General features: G+C 74.8%; 13 protein-coding genes. 12 read left to right on the forward strand and 1 reads right to left on the reverse strand.

The genetic code is table 11. From position 1 onward, the window contains the following. The first annotated feature begins 148 nt into the window (after positions 1 to 148). Positions 149 to 1,051 (forward strand): NAD-dependent epimerase/dehydratase family protein, encoded by a 903-nt coding sequence (locus GCE86_RS03480; protein WP_154225565.1) that lies wholly within the window; start codon positions 149 to 151, stop codon positions 1,049 to 1,051. Positions 1,052 to 1,302: 251 nt separating this feature from the next. Continuing rightward, positions 1,303 to 4,542, forward strand: coding sequence for a delta-60 repeat domain-containing protein (locus GCE86_RS03485; protein ID WP_154225566.1), 3,240 nt, complete (start codon positions 1,303 to 1,305; stop codon positions 4,540 to 4,542). Positions 4,543 to 4,597: 55 nt separating this feature from the next. Here the strand turns inward: GCE86_RS03485 and GCE86_RS03490 are convergent, their stop codons facing one another. Next, positions 4,598 to 5,647: a zinc-dependent alcohol dehydrogenase family protein gene (locus GCE86_RS03490; RefSeq protein WP_154225567.1), complete on the reverse strand. Its 1,050-nt coding sequence runs from the start codon at positions 5,645 to 5,647 to the stop codon at positions 4,598 to 4,600. Between the two features lie 90 nt (positions 5,648 to 5,737). Here GCE86_RS03490 and GCE86_RS03495 point away from each other — a divergent pair, with 90 nt between their 5' ends. From GCE86_RS03495 to GCE86_RS03540, 10 genes are all read left to right on the forward strand, one after another. Next, the gene (locus GCE86_RS03495; RefSeq protein WP_154225568.1) at positions 5,738 to 6,652 is read left to right on the forward strand and encodes an arginase family protein; all 915 of its coding nucleotides are present in this window, start codon (positions 5,738 to 5,740) and stop codon (positions 6,650 to 6,652) included. 239 nt (positions 6,653 to 6,891) lie between these two features. Then, positions 6,892 to 8,154, forward strand: a complete 1,263-nt coding sequence (locus GCE86_RS03500) for a cytochrome P450 (protein WP_154225569.1) — start codon at positions 6,892 to 6,894, stop codon at positions 8,152 to 8,154. A gap of 165 nt (positions 8,155 to 8,319) precedes the next feature. Further along, complete coding sequence (locus tag GCE86_RS31775; protein ID WP_204343257.1) at positions 8,320 to 8,772, forward strand: helix-turn-helix domain-containing protein; 453 nt, start codon at positions 8,320 to 8,322, stop codon at positions 8,770 to 8,772. Between the two features lie 252 nt (positions 8,773 to 9,024). Continuing rightward, positions 9,025 to 11,391: a sensor histidine kinase gene (locus GCE86_RS03510; protein WP_163636961.1), complete on the forward strand. Its 2,367-nt coding sequence runs from the start codon at positions 9,025 to 9,027 to the stop codon at positions 11,389 to 11,391. 17 nt (positions 11,392 to 11,408) lie between these two features. Next, positions 11,409 to 11,813 carry a roadblock/LC7 domain-containing protein gene (locus GCE86_RS03515; protein ID WP_154225571.1) on the forward strand — a complete coding sequence of 135 codons (405 nt, stop codon included), beginning with the start codon at positions 11,409 to 11,411 and terminating at the stop codon, positions 11,811 to 11,813. Positions 11,814 to 11,863: 50 nt separating this feature from the next. Then, on the forward strand, positions 11,864 to 13,057 hold the full coding sequence (locus GCE86_RS03520; RefSeq protein ID WP_154225572.1) for an ABC transporter substrate-binding protein: 1,194 nt from the start codon (positions 11,864 to 11,866) through the stop codon (positions 13,055 to 13,057). Continuing rightward, on the forward strand, positions 13,054 to 13,947 hold the full coding sequence (locus tag GCE86_RS03525) for a branched-chain amino acid ABC transporter permease (RefSeq protein ID WP_154225573.1): 894 nt from the start codon (positions 13,054 to 13,056) through the stop codon (positions 13,945 to 13,947). The genes GCE86_RS03520 and GCE86_RS03525 overlap by 4 nt, the downstream gene beginning before the upstream one ends. Beyond that, positions 13,944 to 14,954 carry a branched-chain amino acid ABC transporter permease gene (locus tag GCE86_RS03530; protein WP_154225574.1) on the forward strand — a complete coding sequence of 337 codons (1,011 nt, stop codon included), beginning with the start codon at positions 13,944 to 13,946 and terminating at the stop codon, positions 14,952 to 14,954. The genes GCE86_RS03525 and GCE86_RS03530 overlap by 4 nt, the downstream gene beginning before the upstream one ends. Beyond that, positions 14,951 to 15,694, forward strand: coding sequence for an ABC transporter ATP-binding protein (locus GCE86_RS03535; protein ID WP_154225575.1), 744 nt, complete (start codon positions 14,951 to 14,953; stop codon positions 15,692 to 15,694). The genes GCE86_RS03530 and GCE86_RS03535 overlap by 4 nt, the downstream gene beginning before the upstream one ends. Next, positions 15,694 to 16,467: an ABC transporter ATP-binding protein gene (locus GCE86_RS03540; protein ID WP_154225576.1), complete on the forward strand. Its 774-nt coding sequence runs from the start codon at positions 15,694 to 15,696 to the stop codon at positions 16,465 to 16,467. The genes GCE86_RS03535 and GCE86_RS03540 overlap by 1 nt, the downstream gene beginning before the upstream one ends. The last annotated feature ends 1 nt before the right edge of the window (position 16,468 follow it).

Here is a 16,468-nt window from a genome sequence, read left to right on the forward strand (position 1 = left end):
ATGTCGACATGAGGCAGGCATTTCCGGGGACGGCTCGCAATGAGCACTTCCGGCAGTTCGGTGATGAATTGCGGCAGGGCGGGCCGGGCCCGGGGTGCCGTCGTCGGGTCATGGGATGCCGGACCTCGGCGCGGGGGAGGATGTGACCATGAGTGCTCTCGAAGCAGAAGTTTCCCGGCGGGTCGTGGTCACCGGCGCGGCCGGAAAGCTCGGCCGCGCCGTGGTCGCGCACCTGCGCACGGTGGGCGTCGACGTGCTCGCGGTCGACCGCGACGGCGGGCGCGACCCGCGGGCCGTCGCGGGCGAGTTCCTCCAGGTCGACCTCACCGACTACGGACAGGTGCTGGAGGCGTTCACCGGCGGCGCCGACGAGCACGCCGGCGGCGTGGGGGCGGTGGTGCACCTGGCGGCGGTCCCGGCGCCCGGGCTGCTGCCCAACGCGGTGACCTTCGCGAACAACTCCGCCGCCACGTACAACGTCTTCGCCGCCGCCCGGGCCGCCGGGATCAAGCGGGTCGTGTGGGCGTCGAGCGAGACCGTGCTGGGCCTGCCGTTCGACACCCCGCCCCCGTACGCGCCGGTGGACGAGGAGTACCCGCCGCGCCCGGAGTCGACCTACTCGCTGAACAAGGCCCTCGAGGAGGAGATGGCGCGGCACTTCTGCCGCTGGGACCCGGAGCTGGTCATGGTGGGCCTGCGCTTTTCCAACGTGATGGACGTCGAGGACTACGCGGGATTCCCCGCCTTCCAGGCCGATCCGCGGTTGCGCCGCTGGAACCTCTGGGGCTACATCGACGCCCGCGACGGCGCCCAGGCGGTCGAGCGGGCGCTCGCCCACGACCGGCCCGGCGCCGACGTCTTCATCATCGCCAACGCCGACACCGTGATGAGCAGGTCCAGTGCCGACCTGATGGCCGACGTCTATCCGGACGTCGAGATCCGCGGGGAACTCGGCGAACACGAGACCCTGCTGAGCATCGACAAGGCCCGCCGGGTGCTGGGCTACGAGCCGCGGCACTCCTGGCGCGACCACGTCTATCCCGCCGGTTGATCCGCCCGATCGGGCGGCGAGGGCTCCGGTGAGCAGGGCCCCGCCATCCGATCGGGCGAGCCGGTCTGCATCGGAAGGTGGGGTCGCCCACCGGTGTGGCCGGAATTGAGGCCGTGCGGTCGAATCCGGGTGCGGCGCGGTACCGCGAGAGGACCGTGCCTTCTACGGTGACGTCCGGCACGCGGGCGGGTGGACGTTGCCGGGGGCCGACCCGGTGGTGCCGTCTCGGGCGTTCACAGGGAGTTGACTGGATGCAGGTCTGGAGTCGCACCGTCGCGGGTCTGGTCGCCGGGGCCGTCGTGGTGACGGGCGTACCGGCGGTCGCGGGCACCGTGGCGACGAAGCTCACCGCCACGGGCGCCGGCACCACCGTGCAAACCGGCGCGGCGGCGCTGAGCGGCGGGGCCGCACTGGGCGCGGCACGTACGGTCGCCACCGCGGCCCAGGTGGTGCCGGGGGACACCCGGCTGGTGCCGTCGGTGCCGCGTACCGACACGCCGCGGATCACCAACGGCGAGATCACGGACCTGGAGGTGATCGGCAACCGGGTCTTCATCGCCGGCACCTTCACCTCGATCGCCAACGTCGGCGGGACGACCATCGCGCAGAAGTCGCTGGCCTCGTACAACCTGGACACCGGGAAGGTCGACACCGGCTTCAAGCCGACGTTCGACGGGTCCGTCGAAGCCGTCGAGGCGTCGCCGGACGGGTCGGCGCTCTACGTCACCGGCTCCTTCAACACGGTCGGCGGCGTCACGAAGCGGAAGATCGTGAAGCTCAACCCGACCACCGGGGCGCCGATCGCGGCGTTCACGGCGACCGCGAACGCCCGCGGGACCGCGCTGGCCGTGAGCAGCACGGCGGTCTACGTGGGCGGCCAGTTCACGACGGTCAACGGGGTGAGCCGCCCCGGCCTGGTCGCGCTCAACCCCACCACGGGCGCCGTGGACACCGGTTTCAACCTGCCGCTCACCGGCGGCATCGGCGTCGGCGGCATGCTCACCGTGCAGCAGCTCAAGCTGACCCACGACCGGAGCAAGCTGCTCGTCGTCCACACCGGCCGGCAGATCGCCGGCCAGGACCGCTACGGCGTCGCGCTGATCAACACGGCCACCAAGGCGCTGCTGCCGTGGCGTACCCGGCTCTGGGAGGACAACCTCTCCTTCGTCGGCGGCATCCAGCGGGTGTTCGCGGGCGACATCGCGCCGGACGACTCCTACTTCGTCGTCACGAGCGGCTCGGGCGGCGACCGCCCGCCGATCAACGACACGGCCATCGCGTACCCGCTCACCGGCGCCGACAACGTCCAGCCCCTCTGGGTGTCGCGGCACTTCGACAGCGTCTACTCGGTCGCCATCACCGCCACCGCCGTGTACGTCGGCGGCCACTTCAGCTGGCAGGAGTCGCCGACGTCCAACGTCCCCTGGCCCGGCCTGGACAACGTCGGCTACGGCACCGGCCAGGGCCTGAGCGGCTACGGCCTCGGCGACCAGGTGGTCCGCCGCGACCACCTCGGCGCGCTCGACCCGGCGACCGGCACGGCGCTGGAGTGGAACCCCGGCTCCAGCTCGTACGAGGGCGAGAAGGCCATGCTGGCCACCCCGCGCGGTCTCCTCGTCGGCGGCGACGGCAACACCAAGGGCGGCAAGACCGTCGGCCGGGTCGGCTTCTTCGACCTGAACACGGTGCCGGCGCCGTCGGCCGTCGACACCACCATCGTCACCCCCATCGAGGGCGCGGTGAAGCCGGCCAACGAGTCGTTCACGCTCAGCGGCCAGGCGCTCGCCCCGGCCGGCGTCACCCGGGTCCAGATCGAGATCCAGAACCGGAACACCAAGCAGTACCTCCAGGACGACCTGAAGACCTGGGGCGCCGCCAACACCATCAACGCCACGGTCGCGGCGGTGAACGCCACCTCGACCACGTGGACGCTGCCGGTGTCGCTGCCCTCCGGCCTCTACCAGATCCAGGCGAAGACGTTCGGCCGCAACAGCACCAGCGATCCCACGAAGGCGGTCAAGAAGATCGAGACGTTCCGCTTCGACGACCTGCCGCCGTCGACGCGGATCGACTCGCCGCCCGGCGGTCTGCTCGCCACGAAGAGCTTCCTCGCCACCGGCACCGCCACCGACGACAAGGGCGTCGGCTCGCTGATCTACTCGTTCCGCACCGCGGACAACCGGTACCTCCAGGACGACGGGACGGTGGCCCCGGTCTACAACACCTTCCGCGGCGAGCCGGACGTGATCGGCGCGCTGTCGACCACCTGGCAGTTCGAGGTGGCCCTACCGATCGAGGGCCAGTGGCGGATGACCGCCACCGCGGTCGACACCGCCGGCCAGAGCGACCTGCGCGGCGACACCCGGGACTGGACGGTCTCGTCGACCGGTGTTCCGCCGACCGTGGCCATCACGGCGCCCGTGCCGATGACCCCGCCGACCGCCGCCGCACCGGTCACCGTCGGGCCGGGGGCCACCGTCACCTTCGCCGGCACCGCCCAGGACGACGACGCCCTGAAGTCGGTCGAGATCTACCTGCGCAACAACACCACGCGGGAGGCGCTGGCCGCCGACGGCACGTGGGGCGCCGACTCGGTGGCGGCCTACTACCGGGTCTCCCCGACCAACCTCAACGCCGCGTCGTACGCCTGGTCGTACACCACGGTGCCGCTCACGCCGGGCGTCTACGACTTCCGGGTACGGGCCACCGACAGCCTGGGCCTGACCACGTCCGGCACGAGCATGGGCCGGCTCACCGTCACCGCCCAGGTGCCCGGCGACGCGTTCCCGGACGGCCGGCTCAGCTTCACCGGTGTCGACCAGAACGTCGACCAGTTGCACCTCAACCTCGCCGGCACGGCGACCGACGACAAGGGCGTGCAGAGCGTCCGGGTGGCGCTGCGCGACCTGGACACCGGCCGGTACGTCCAGCCCAACGGCACCATGGCCGCCGCCTTCGCCACGGTGAACGCCACCCTGGCGGCTCCGGGCGCGACGAGCACCGCGTTCACCCTGTCGATCGACCTGCCGACCAAGGGTGAGTACAGCGTCGAGGCCTGGGCCGTCGACACGGCGGGCCAGCAGGACGGGTCGACCTCCGGCGCCACGGCGCGGTACCTGGTCTACCCGGGTGACCTCGACCCGCGGCTGGAGCCGAGCGTCACCCCGGTGGAGGGCCAGGCGTACACCGGCGGCCGGATCGTGGTGAGCGGACGGGCCGTCGACGACGTCGGAATGCTGCGGGTGGACATCCAGATCTCCAACAGCGCGGGGCAGGGGATGAACGCCTCCGGCACCTTCAGCACGCCGGGCACCCCGGGCAACTTCCCGTGGATCGCGTCCTTCCTCACCAGCCCGGGTTCCCCGGGGTCGAACTTCGCGTACACCTCGCCGGTGATTCCGGCGGGCACCTACACGGTCTCGATCCGGGGCGTCGACAACTACGGGCAGGTGCAGCAGCCGCCGAGGACCGTCTCGGTGACCGTCAGCTGAGCCCGGCCGCGGACCGGTCCGGCCCCCTCGCGGGGCGGGCCGGTCCGCGGCGCGTTCAGCGGGGTACGACGATGCACATCCCGCCGGCCGCCGGCCCGTCCATCGTGGTCAGCGCCTCGGGCACCGCGTCGAGGCCGATGGTCCGGGTGATCAGCTCGCCGGGGCGCAGCACCCCGGCCGTGACCAGCCGGAGCAGCTCCGGGTAGGCGTGCGCCGCCATGCCGTGGCTGCCCCGCAGCTCCAGCTCGTACGCGATCACCAGCTCCATGGGCAGCGCCGGGCGGCCCTGGGCGACGGGGAGGAGGCCGACCTGCACGTGCCGGCCGCGCCGGCGCAGGCTCTCGACGGACGCCACGCAGGTGGCGTGACTGCCCAGCGCGTCCAGGGAGAGGTGGGCGCCGCCGCCGGTCGCCTCCCGGACCGCCGCGGCCACCGCACCCGGCCCGCCGAGCGCGCCGCCGTCGAGGCAGACCGTCGCCCCGAACCGCCGGGCGAGGGCCAGCGCGCCGGGAGCGATGTCGACGGCCACCACCCGCGCACCGCAGGCCGCCGCGATCATCACGGCCGACAGGCCCACCCCGCCGCAGCCGTGCACCGCCACCCACTCGCCGGCCGCCACCCGGCCCTGCTGGACCACGGCCCGGAACGCCGTGGCGAAGCGGCAGCCGAGCGCCGCGGCGGTCGGGTGGTCCAGGTCGTCGGGGAGCCGGACCAGGTTGACGTCCGCGTGCCGCACGACCACGTACTCGGCGAACGAGCCCCAGTGGGTGAAGCCGGGCTGCGTCTGCCGCTCGCAGACCTGCTGGTCGCCCGCCAGGCACGCGGGACACTGCCCGCAGGCGCAGACGAAGGGTGCGGTGACCCGGTCACCGGGCCGCCAGCCGCGGACGCCCGCGCCGACGGCCGCGACGACGCCGGCGAACTCGTGCCCGGGGACGTGCGGCGGGCGGATGTCGGGGTCGTGCCCCTGCCAGCCGTGCCAGTCGCTGCGGCACAACCCGGTCGCCTCGACCCGGACCACCACACCGTCGGGCGGCGCCACGGGGTCGGGGACCTCGCGGACCTCGGGCCGGGCACCGAACTCGTCGAAGATCACCGCACGCATGCCGGCATCCTCACACGCCGCCTGCGCGCCCGGTGCGCGTGGCCACCGGATAGCGCCGCCGCCCACGGCCACGGATGCCACCATGGGGGCGTGACAGCGCGGGGCTGGTATCTGGCGGGGGCGCCGTGGGACTGCTCGGGGCTCGGCCGGGGTGAGCGGCTCGCGCCGGGCGCCCTACGGGCGGCGGGGCTGTCGGATCTCGTGCCCGACGACGCGGGGGACGCCCCGATCGTCGTCGACGACGACCGGCGCGACGACGCCACGGGCGTACGCGGGCTGGAACAGACCGCCCGGGCCGCGCGGGTCCTGGCCGACTGGCTCGACGCCGCCGCCCGGCGCCGGCCCGGCCGCCGGCCGCTCGTGCTCGGCGGCGACTGCAGCCTGCTGCTCGGTGTCCTGCCCTGGCTGCGGCGGAGCCGGGACCGCGTGGGGCTCTGGTTCGTCGACGGGCACCCGGACTACCTCGACGGTCCCTCGTCGCCGACGGGGGAGACGGCCGACATGGACCTGGCCCTCCTCACCGGCTCCGGGCCCGAGCGGCTCACGGCGCCGGCCGGGTCGACCGCGCCGCTCGTCGCGCCCGCCGACGTGGTGCTGGTCGGCCACCGTACCCGCGACCTCGACCCGGAGGCCGCGGCGGAGGTGGCCCGGTTGCCCGACAGCATCCGGCGCATCGATGCTCCCGCTGTCGTCGACGCGCCACGCCGCTGCGGCGAGCGCGCCGCGGCCCTGCTCGCCGGTGTCGACGGGGGTGTCTGGCTGCATGTCGACTGCGACGTGCTCGACCCGGGGGCCATGCCGGCCGTCAGCTATCCGGAACCCGGCGGGCCGACGGCCGGGCAGGTGGCCGACCTGCTGGCGCCGCTCGTCGCCGCGCCCCGGCTGCTCGGCATGAGCATCGCCGACTTCCGGCCCGACCTGGATCCGGACGGCACCCACGCGGCGACCCTGGTCGAACTGTTGCGCCGGCTCCTGCCCGCCGCCCATTCACCGCGCGGCGAATAATGGCCGGACCCGTTTGTCGTCAGTTCGGGATAAGGTCGTTCAGGCTGCTCGTGGCCGTGTTCGGAGCGCAACGGGCAGCTCGCAATTTGCAGACGGCCGAGGCATTAGCAGGGCTCCGCTAATGCAATTCCCAAGGGAATTGCATTGATGTCGACAAATCTTGACTTGATTCGCGGAATGGCGCACGGTGAAAGGTGCCGGCACCGACGGGTCGCCGGGTCGCCATTCAGGAGGCGGTCATGCGGTGGAATCCGTTCGCCGGCGCGTACCTCGCCGATCCGGCACAGGTGTGGCGCGGGCTCCTCGAATCCCCGGGCGGGGTGCACCACGACGAGGCCCTGGGGCTCTGGCTGATCACCCGGCACGCCGACGTGCGCCGGGCGCTCGGCGACACCGGGAGCTTCCGCAACGCCCTCACCCTCGCGCCGGTCTACGAAGTCTGCCCGGAGGCGCTGGCCGTCATCATGCAGATCGACGCCCCGCCCACCACGGCCGCGGCCGACCCGCCGGTGCATCCGCGCACTCGCCGGGCGCTGCGGGCCACCTTCGCCAACACCGCCGACCGGGTCGAGCAGCGGTACGGCGCGCTCGTCCGGCGGCGGGTCGACGAACTCGTCGCCCGCCTCCTCGCGCGCGCCGGCCAGCAGGTCGACCTCGTCGCGGAGTTCACCACCGAACTGCCCCTCCTGGTGCTGCTCGACCTGCTCGGCGTGCCCGAGCGGGACATCGCCCGCGTCCGGGCCTGGGCCGACGGGCAGATCGCCCTGGTGTGGGGGCGGCCCGAGCCGGCCGAACAGGTCCGCCTCGCCCAGGGCCTGCTGGAGTTCTGGCGCTACTGCCAGGCGCTCGTGCGCGACCGGCTCGACGGCGGCGGTCACGGCGACGGCTACGTGGACCAGTTGATCGCGTACCGGAACGGCGACGACGACGTGCTCACGGTCGCCGAGGTGTCGAGCATCGTGTTCAACCTGCTCGTGGCCGGGCACGAGACCACCGCCGGCCTGCTCGCCCACGCACTGGACCAGGCGCTCACCGACCCCGGCCGGTGGCGGGCGATCGCCGCCGAGTCGCACCGCGTGCCCGCGTTCCTCACCGAGACCCTGCGCTTCGCGCCCGCCATCGACGGTTGGCTGCGGGTGACCAGCCGCCCGGTAACGCTGGACGGCGTCACCATCCCGGCCGGGGCGCGCTGCCTGCTGCTCATCGGCGCGGCGAACCGGGACCCGGCGGTGTTCGCCCACCCCGACCGGTTCGACCCGCGGCGGGCCGACGCGAACGACCACCTCTCCTTCGGGCACGGGCCGCACTTCTGCATCGGGGCCGCCCTGGCGCGGCTGGAGGCCGGGACGGCCCTCACCCGGCTCGCCGCGGCCGTGCCCGGGCTGCGGCTGGCCCCCGGGCATCGCCGGTCGTACCAGCCGAACGTGGCATTCCGCGCGCACCGGGGCCTGCCGGTCGTGGTCGACACGGCAGCGCCGGCCGTCCGGCGGGCGGCGGCCTGACCCGCGGGGCCGTGCCCGGCGCCGACCTGCACGCGCGGTTACGGAGCGGAGTCATGTCTTCACACCCGTCGGTCGATGGGTTAAGAATTGTCCACTGCGAACGCCCAGTCATCACCCCGCCCCGATCTCATGCCGACGCCGGCCCGGCGTCGCGAAGGTGAGCACATGGATCGCACGCCCCCGTCGAGCGCCGCTCACTCCGCCGCCAGTCATCGCTTCCGCGCAGAGCTCCGCCGGTGGCGGATGCGACAGGGGCTGACCCAGCGGGCGCTGGCGGAGCGGGTGCGGTTCAGCCGGGAGACGGTCGCCGCCGTCGAGTCCGGCCGCCGGTTCGGCAGCCAGGAGTTCGCCGTCCGGTGTGACGAGGTGCTCGGCACCGGTGGGCGACTGGCGGCGTTGTGGCCCCAGGTCGCGGCGGAGCAGTTGGCCGCGGACGGCCGGCGCGGGCCCCGGTTCGGCGAGGTGGCGCGGCTGGAGGGTCCGCCGGCCCCGCGACGGGACGCGCGCGACCCGGAGGCGGTGGTGGCGGCCATCGACGAGCTGCGGGAGCTGATCGGGCAGGTGCTCGGCCAGCCGGAGGCCGACGGCCCGCCGCCCGCGCCGCCCGCGCGGCGCTGACGCCCGGAAGGGGCCGGGTCGCCCGCGCCGCCGGCGCTGCCATTTCTGGGTACAGATGCTGGTACGGGCTGTTTGTACCACCGTCAGGTCTGGCCTCAGCGCACGGCTTCCGGCGCAATGAAACGTGCAATCCGCAAATGCAGATCGACCGTTGTTGATGAGTGCGGGGAGTCAGCCTTGGCGTCGAGCACGAGGTCCCACGCGGCCCGACCCTACCCGACCCGCCGCCGCGGCTGGAAGATTGCCGCCCGGATGCGCCTCATCGTCGCGGCCCCGCTGGTGGCCGTGCTGGGCTTCGCCGGCCTGGCCCTGACCGAGAGCGCCCGCCAGACCACCCGCGCCAGCGACCTCGGCCTCCTGGCCCAGCTCGGCGCCGAGGCGGGCGACCTGGCCCACCGGCTGCAGAACGAGCGCATCGTCGCCGCCGACCTGCTCACCCGGGGCGCGCCGGAGCAGCAGGACGCCTTCGCCGACGCCACCACGGCCACCGACGCCGCCGTCGTCCACTACCGCCGGCAGCGCGCGAAGCTGCCCGGCTCCGCCACCGACCAGGCCGTCCTGCCGCGCATCGACGGGGGGCTGGCCGGCCTGCCGCCGCTGCGCGCCCAGGTGCGTACGGCCGAGCGCGCCTCGGTGTCGGCCATGACCTTCAGCTACCGGATCGTCATCGCCGACCTGCTCAGCCTGCGCGAGAGCATCACCGTCGGCGTGGTCAACGCCCGGATCGCGGACGGCATCCGGGCCTCCGCGGCGCTGTCCAAGGTGGCCGAGGCGATCGGCCAGCAGCAGGTCGCCGTCCTGCGCGCGATTGCGGCCGGCCAGCTGACCCCCGCCATGCAACAGGACATCACCGCCGCCCGGACCGGTTTCACCGAGCAGGGCCTCGCCTTCCTGGCCCTCGCCCGGCCCGCCTGGCGGGGCTGGTGGGAGCAGGCCGCCAGCGGCGAGAGCGCGCTGCTGCTGCAACGGATGCAGGACCAGGTGTCCCGCAGCGTCGCGGGCAGTCCGCTGGAGCTCGACCTCGACACCTGGGTCGCCGCCACCCGGCAGTGGTCCGTGCGCCTGGCCGAGCTGCGCCAACGGGTCGACGCCGTGGTGCTCGACGACGTCCGCACCGCCCACGCCGACCAGCGGCAGCGCGGCGTGGTGGAGGCGGCGGCCGTGGTGGTGGCCCTGGTGCTCACCACCCTGGTCGCCTGGGCGGTGGCCCGGCAGATCACCCGGCGGCTGCGCCGGCTGCGCGACGCGGCCAACGCGGTCGCGTTCGAGCGGCTGCCGCAGGTGGTGGCCCGGCTCGAACAGCCGGAGAGCACGTCCGTGGACCCCGACGAGCTGGCCCGGCGGCAGGCCGGCGACGCGCTGGAGCCGTTCAGCGATGACGAGATCGGCGAGGTGGGCCAGGCCTTCACCGCGGTGCACCGGGCGGCGGTGCGGACGGCCGCCGAGCAGGCGGTGATGCGGGCCAACACCGCCCAGATCTTCATCCACCTGAGCCGGCGGGAGCAGCGCCTCGTCGACGCGGTGCTGGCCCAGGTCGACCGGGTCGAGAAGGACGAGACCGACCCGGACCGGCTGCACCAGCTCTACACGCTCGACAACCTGGCCACCCGGATGGGGCGGATCAACGCCAGCCTGCTGGTGCTCGGCGGCGTCGGCGTCGGGCGCGTACGCCACCACGACGTGCCGCTGCAACAGGTGCTCCAGGCCGCGCAGAGCCAGATCGAGCACTACGCCCGGATTCGTCTCGGGCTGATCGACGGCGACGTCGCCGTGGGCGCCGAGTCCGTCGACGAGGTCGTGCACCTGTTGGCCGAGCTCATGGAGAACGCCACCGGCTACTCGCCGCCGGGCACCGAGACCTGGGTGACCGGCCGTAGCCTGGGCGACCGGGTGATCGTCCAGATCAGCGACGAGGGTGTCGGCCTGTCCCCGCAACGCCGCCAGCAGCTCAACGACCTGCTCGTCCGCCCGCCCGCCATCGACGTGGCCTCCGTGCGGGCCATGGGTCTGGTCGTGGTGGGGCAGCTCGCCAAGCGGCTCGACGTGGCCGTGCAGCTCCGGCCCGGCCCGCGCCGCGGCACCATCGCCGAGGTGGCCCTTCCGGGGACGATCATCCGGCCGCTGCCTCCGGAGGAGTTCCTGCTCACGCCCGGCCGGCCGTCCCGGCGGGCGGCGCGGACCGCCGTCGCGCCGCCCTACCGGACGGCGCCGGAGCCGTGGGCCGGCCGTCCACCCGCCGACCCGGCGCTGCCCGTCGCGCCCGTCTTCCAGCCCGCCCGCGCACCGGACCGGGGCGCTGTGCCCGCCGAGGAACTCGTCATCTACCACCAGGTCAACCACTGGTTCCAGGCCGACCGTCCGGGCGGCGCGAACGGCACACCGTGGGCCGGCCCCGCCGACGACGCCTGGCTCACGGCGGCCCGGGTCGACTCGCCCGAGGTCGCCGGCACCACCACCTCCGGCCTGCCGAAGCGGCAGCCGCAGCAGCACCTGGTGCCGGGCGGCGTCACGGTGCCGCGGCAGCGCTCCGAGCACCGCGACCCGGCGCGGGTGGCCACCGCGATGGCCGCGTACGCCCGGGGGGTCGCCGCCCGCCGGCCCAATCTGATCAACAACTGATCCGACAGGGAGTGCACGTGACCGACCACCAGGATCTCGGCTGGCTGCTGGACGCCTTCGCCGAGCGTGCGACCGAGGTCAGCCATGCCCTCGCCATCTCCAGCGACGGCCTCATGGTGGCCGCCACCCGGGGGCTCCCGCCCGACCGGGCCGACCAGCTGGCGGCCACCGGCAGCGGGCTGGTGAGCCTGCTCCGCGGCGCGGCGGCCTTCTTCGACGCCGGCGCGGTCCTCTCCAACGTCACCCAGCTCGAGGGCGGCTTCATGTTCTCCATGGCCTTCAACGACGGCGCCTCCCTGCTCGTGCTCGCCGAGCCGCTGTGCGACGTCGGCAAGGTCTCCTACGAGATGACCGAGCTGGCGAACCGCATCGGCGACGCCCTGACCCCCGCGGCCCGGGCGGCCCTGAGCCGCAGCCGCTGACCACCGGCGCCCCCACGCCGGAAACCCCACCCCCTCATTCAGGAGCACACATGTCCCTCACCAGGTCCCGGCGCCGTCGCGCCCGCACGGTGGCGCTGCTCGCCCTCGTCCTGCTCGCCGCACCCGCGTGCGCCGACGGCGAGGGCGGCGCCGGCCCCGGCGCACCCGTCAAGATCGGCCTGCTGGCGTCGCTGTCCGGCACGTACCAGGCGGTCGGCAAGGACATCCGTGACGGCTTCCAGCTCTACCTGTCCACCCACGACGGCAAACTCGGCGGCCGGGAGGTGGAACTCGTGGTCGCCGACGAGGGCAACGGCGCGGCGACCGCGGTGCCCGCCGCCACGAAGCTGCTCAAGCAGGACCGCGTGGTCGCGCTGACCGGCGTCGTCGGCGGCGGCTCGGTGGCCGCGGTCGCCCCGCTGCTCGCCGAGACGAAGGTGCCGTTCGTCGGCTCCAACGGCCGACCCGAGCTGAAGGACGTGTCCCGGGTCTGGCACACCTCCTACCTGTCCGACGAGCCGGGGGAGGCGATCGCCCAGCACGTGCGCGACGACGTCAAGGGCAGCGTCTACGCCATCGGCCCCGACTACCAGGGCGGCTGGGACGAGCTGCGCGGCTTCACCGAGGCCTTCGCCAAGGCCGGCGGCAAGCTGGCGAACCCCGACGGCAAGAGCACCTTCACCCCGTTCCCGGCGACCACCAACTTCACCCCGTACTTCGCGCGGATCAAGGCCTCCGGGGCGGACGCCGTCTACACGTTCTATGCCGGCAGCGCCGCCGTCGACTTCGTGAAGCAGTACGCCCAGTCGGAGGTGAAGGACCTGCCGCTCTACGCCGCCGGGTTCCTCACCGAGGGCGGCGTGCTCAACGCGCAAGGCGAGGCCGCCCGGGACATCTACTCCGTGCTCAACTACTCGCCCGACCTCGACAACGCGGAGAACCGCGCGTTCGTGGCCGCCTGGAAGGCCGAGCACGACGGCTCCCCGACGACCTACGCCATGGCCTCCTACGACGCGGCGGCCGTGCTCGACCGGGCCATCGCGGCGGCCGGGGACGACGCGACCGCGGAACGGGTCAACGCGGCCATCGGCCAGCTCGGCCAGATCGCGAGCCCGCGCGGCACCTGGCAGTTCTCGCCGACCACCCACGCGCCCGTGCAGAAGTGGTACCTGCGCCAGGTGCGCCAGGACGGCCGGGCGCTGTCCAACACCGTGGTGGGCGATCTCGCCACCGTCGGCGGGTGACCGCGGTGGCCGCCGGCATCCGGTTCGACCCGTACGTCGTCCCCGCCCTGGACGGGGTCGCCTACGGGCTGCTGGTCTTCGTCGCCGCCGCGGGCCTGGTGCTCTGCTTCGGCGTGGCCGGCATCCTGAACCTGGCGCACGGCACCCTGTACGCGATCGGCGGCTACACGGCGGCCGCGCTGCTGGACGGCGGCTGGCCGAGCCTGGCCCTCGCGCTGGCCGTCGGGGTGGTCGCCGCCACCGCTTCCGGCGCGCTGGTCGCCGGACTGCTCACCCGGGTCGCCGCGCGCGGCCACCTCACCCAGGCGCTGCTGACCTTCGGGGTGGCGCTGGCCGGCGGGAGCCTCCTCGTGGGCGCGTTCGGGCCGGACGACCCGCCGGTGCGGGTCCCCGCCGCGCTGGACGGGTCGGTGGCGGTGGCCGGCCACCGCTACGCGGCGTACCGGCTGGTTTTCATCGTGGTGGCCGCGCTGCTCGCCGGCCTGCTCCACGTCGTGGTGCGGCGAACCCGGGCCGGGATGCTGGTCCGCGCGGCCGTCGACGACGCCGAGATGGTCGCCGTCCTCGGGGTGAGCCCGGCCCGGATCCGGGTCGGCGTGCTGGCGGCCGCCGGGGCGCTGGCCGGCGCCGCGGGCGTGCTCGGCGCGCCGATCATCGGCCCCGGGCCGGACACGGCCGACGCCGTGCTGCTGCTGTCCCTGGTGGTCGTCGTCCTCGGCGGCCTCGGCTCGATGACCGGCACGCTGCTCGCCGCACTGGCCGTCGGGCAGATCCAGACCCTGGGCGTCGCGCTCGCCCCGTCGGCCGCGCCGTTCCTGCTCTTCGCCGCCATGGCCCTGGTGCTCGCGGTGCGGGCACGCGGCCTGGCCACGGTCCGGAGCGCGACGTGAGGCAGGGAGCCGTCCGTGCGCTGCGCCGCGGTGTCGCCGCGGTGGTGGTGGCCGCCCTGGTGCTGGCGCCGTGGACGGTCGACGACTACACCGTGGCACTGCTCGCCCGCACCCTGGCGCTCGGCCTCGTGGCGGTGAGCGTCGCGCTGCTCACGGGCGTCGCCGGGCTGCCCACCCTCGGGCAGACCGCGCCGTACGCGGCGGGCGCCTACGCCAGCGCGGTCGTGGGCAGCCACCTGTCCGACGTCGGCCTCGTGCACCTGGGTGTGGCGGCGGCGGCCGGAGCGGCGCTGGCTGCCGTGACCGTGCCGCTGGTGGTCTCCGCGCGCGGCGTGGCGCTCCTGATGATCACCCTGGCGGTCGGCGAGCTCGCGGTGACCGTCGTCGGGCGCTGGCGGTCGGTGACCGGCGGCACCGACGGGCTGGCCGGCGTCGCCGCGTCCCGTCCACTGTGGGGCATGCCGCTGCTCGGCACCGACCGGGCGCGTTACCTCTACACCCTCGTGGTCGTCGCGGTCCTGGTCAGCGTGGTGCTGCTGGTCCTGCGAACCCGGGCCGGGCTGCTGTTGCGGGCCGGCCGGGACGACGAGGCGCGGCTGCGGGCCAGCGGCCACCGGGCGCCGGTGCACGTCGCCGGCGTGCACGTCGCGGCCGGGGCGGTCGCGGGCGCCGCGGGTTCCCTGCTGGTGGTCGCCCAGCAGTTCGTCTCGCCGGCCGACTTCGGCTTCGACACCTCCGCCCTGCTCCTGCTCGGCGTGGTGATCGGCGGCACGGCCTCGGTGGGCGGGGCGCTGGCCGGCGCCGCGCTCGTCGTGGCCGCCCGGGACTGGCTGTTCGGCGTCCTACCCGGGCAGGCGCCGCTGGTGCTCGGGCTGGCCTTCGTGGCCGCCGCATACCTGCTCCCCGACGGCGGGCGCCGGCCGGCGGTACGCGGCCGGCTGGTCCCGGCCGTCCCGGCCCGCCGGCCCGCCCCGGACCGCCCGGCGCCGACGGGAGTACGCGCATGACCCCGCTGCTGTCCGCCCACGGGATCACCGTCCGGTACGGGTCGCTGGCCGCGCTGGACGGCGTCGACCTGCGGATCGCCGCGGGTCAGCGGCACGCGCTCATCGGGCCCAACGGCGCCGGCAAGACGACCCTGCTGGACGTGCTCGCGGGATCCACCCGGGCCGGCGGCGGCCGGGTGCTGCTGGCCGGGCAGGACATCACGCGGCTCGGCCCGGCCGCCCGCGCCCGCCGGGGCATCGGCCGGATCCACCAGCGCCCCGCCGTCTGGTCGACCCTGACCGTTCGCGAGAACATGATGGTCGCCGCGCTGCCACGGGCGGTGCGGCCGGGCCGGTGGCACCCGTCGGCGCGGCGGCGGGCGGCCGGGCGGACGGCGGACGCGCTGCTGGCGCGGGTCGGCCTGACCGGGCTCGCCGCGGTTCCCGCCGGGCACCTGGCGCACGGGCAGCGCCGGCAGGTCGAGATCGCCATGGGCCTGGCCGGCCGGCCCCGGCTGCTGCTGCTCGACGAGCCGGCCGCCGGGCTGTCCGCCGTCGAGGTGGGGTGGCTCGTGGAGTTCCTGCGCACCCTGCCCCGCGCGGTCGCGGTGCTGCTGGTCGAGCACCGGCTGGACCTGGTCTACGCGCTCAGCGACACGGTGACCGTGCTGCGCGACGGCCGGACGCTGGCCACCGGGACGCCCGCCGAGATCCGTGCCTCCGGTCCGGTCCGGGAGGCGTACGCCGAGGGGGTGGCCTGATGCTGCGAATCGACCGGCTCTGCGCCGGCTACGCGGGCGGCATCGTGCTGCACGAGGTGAGCCTGGAGGTGCGCACCGGCACCGTCCAGGCGGTGGTGGGGCGCAACGGCGCGGGCAAGAGCACCCTCGTGCACAGCGTGGCCGGTCTGCTGCGCCCGTCCGCGGGCCGGGTCGAGATCGGCGGCGTGCAGGTCGCCGGCCGGCCGCCCCACCGGATCGCCCGGTCCGGGGTCGGCCTGGTCCCGCAGGGCCGGCGCGTCTTCTCGCGGCTGACCGTGGCCGAGCACCTGGCCCTGGCCGCGGCGCCCTGGCGGGCCGCGACGCCCGGCGGCGAGGGCTGGACGGTGGCCCGGATCCTCGACCTGCTGCCCCGGCTCGGCTCCCGGCTGCGCCACCGCGGTGACCAGTTGTCCGGCGGCGAACAGCAGATGCTGGCCATCGCCCGGGCCCTGCTCGGCCAGCCGCGGCTGCTCCTGCTGGACGAACCGTGCGAGGGGCTCACCCCCGGCCTGGCCGCCCGGGTGCGCGAACTCGTCGGCACGCTGGCCCGCACCGGGCTGACCGTGCTGCTCGTCGAACAGCAGCTGCGGCACGCCGTCGAGCTGGCGGACCGGATCGCGGTGCTGGAGTACGGCCGGGTCGTCTACGACCGGCCGGTGCACGAGGTCCGGGCCGACCCGGACGTCCTGGCGGCGATGCTCAGCGTCGCCGCGGTCCCGGAGCCGCCGGCTCCCCGACCGGTGCCCGGGCTCTGGTCCGACGCCGGGCACTGAC

Source organism: Micromonospora terminaliae (genome assembly GCF_009671205.1).
Classification (GTDB): Bacteria; Actinomycetota; Actinomycetes; order Mycobacteriales; family Micromonosporaceae; genus Micromonospora; species Micromonospora terminaliae.